This is a genomic window from Streptomyces sp. 13-12-16 (assembly GCF_002114215.1).
In the GTDB taxonomy this organism is placed as follows: domain Bacteria; phylum Actinomycetota; class Actinomycetes; order Streptomycetales; family Streptomycetaceae; genus Streptomyces.
In genome coordinates this window covers 1-1,506 of sequence record NZ_NCTE01000733.1, presented here as the reverse complement: position 1 = coordinate 1,506, position 1,506 = coordinate 1, and the positions used below count along the sequence as shown (strand labels likewise).

Here is a 1,506-nt window from a genome sequence, read left to right as displayed (position 1 = left end):
CGGGAGCGGTTCCGTTCCCGCCGCACCTCGGTCTCAGCCGCCCAGACCGGCGTCCTCGCGGAAGAGTTCCTGGTCGAGCCAGACCGCGGCACGGGCGCCGTCGGCGGCACCGGTGACCACGAAGGTGAGGGCATCGGGCAGGGTCTCCAGCCGGGCGGTGTCCCCGGCCGCGTACACACCGGGCACGGAGGTGCGCTGGAACTCGTCCACCCGCACGCAGCCGTCCGGGAGGATCAAGCACCCCAACCGCTCGGCCAGCGGGGAGTGCTGACGGGTGGGCGCCCGGTGGTAGACGCCCTGCCGCTCGAGCACCCGTCCGTCGGCGAGGACCAGGCGGACGGCGCCCTCCTCGCCTTCGAGGCGGGTCACGGCCGTCTCCTCCACGGCGATTCCGGCCTCGGCGAGACGGCCTGCGGCCTGCTCGGGCACCGGGTGACCGTTGGTGCACACGATCACGTCCTCGCTGAACCGGTCGGCCACGTACAGGGCCTGCATGACCTGCGGCAGTTCGTGCCCCAGGACGGCCAGGCTCATCCCGCCGGTCTCCCAGCCGTGGCAGAACGGGCAGTGGTACACCCCTCGGCCGAACAGCGCGGACAGGCCCTCCACCTGCTCGTCGAGCACGTCGACCTGCCCCGTGGCGAGGACCAGCTTCCGGGTTCGCTCCACGGTGCCGTCGGCCAGCGTCAGGGTGAACCCCTGGGACTCGGGCGCGGCGGCGGTGACGGTCGCCTCGCGTACGGCCACGTTCGGGTAGGCGGTGAGCTGCTCCCGGCCTATGCGGCGCAGCTCGGCGGGGGAAAAGCCGTCCCGGCTGAGGAACATGTGCATCCGCGCCGCGGGTGCGTTGCGCGGGCGGCCCGAGTCCAGCAGGAGGACCCGCCTGCGCTGACGCCCGGAGACCAGCGCCGCGTTGAGGCCGGCGGGCCCTCCGCCCACCACGATCACGTCGTACATCGTCGTCACTTCTTCCCTAGTCCGTCGAATAATGACTACGATAATAATTATCATTTTCATCAACTGGATCAGCGGGAAACAGGAGGAACACCGGTGCGACACCCGGCGGCCATTGGCGTCATAGGCGGTTACGGAGCAGTCGGCAGCGCGGTCGTACGGCGGCTCCACCGGGCGGGTGTCCACCCGCTGTTGGTGGCCGGCCGCGATCGGGGCCGGGCGGAGGCGCTGGTCGCCGGCCTCCCGGAGGGAGGACCGGACGTGGGCGCCCTGACGGTGGATCTGACCGATCCCGACTCGCTGGACCGCTTCACGGAGGGGTGCCGACTCGTCGTCAACTGCGCGGGGCCTTCGTACCGCGTCCTCGACGCGGTCGCCCGGGCCGCGCTGCGAGGCGGCGCGGACTACGTCGACGCGGCCGGTGACGACCCGGTCCGCAACCTGCTGTACACCGACGGGGGCGCCGAGCGATGGGTGGCGGCCGGACGCGCGGCCGTGCTGTCCGCCGGCGCGCTGCCGGGTCTGTCCTCGCTGCTGCCCCGCGCGCTGGCC

General features: G+C 72.4%; 2 protein-coding genes. One reads left to right on the top strand and one right to left on the bottom strand.

Going from position 1 to position 1,506, the window contains the following annotated elements:
- Positions 1–33: 33 nt before the first annotated feature.
- The gene (locus tag B7767_RS27510) at positions 34–1,140 is read right to left on the bottom strand and encodes an NAD(P)/FAD-dependent oxidoreductase (RefSeq protein ID WP_256923587.1); all 1,107 of its coding nucleotides are present in this window, start codon (positions 1,138–1,140) and stop codon (positions 34–36) included.
- Between B7767_RS27510 and B7767_RS27505 the strand changes: the two genes are divergently transcribed.
- The coding region (locus B7767_RS27505; protein ID WP_143652657.1) for a saccharopine dehydrogenase NADP-binding domain-containing protein at positions 1,051–1,506 on the top strand (456 nt) is incomplete at its 3' end. The genes B7767_RS27510 and B7767_RS27505 overlap by 90 nt on opposite strands.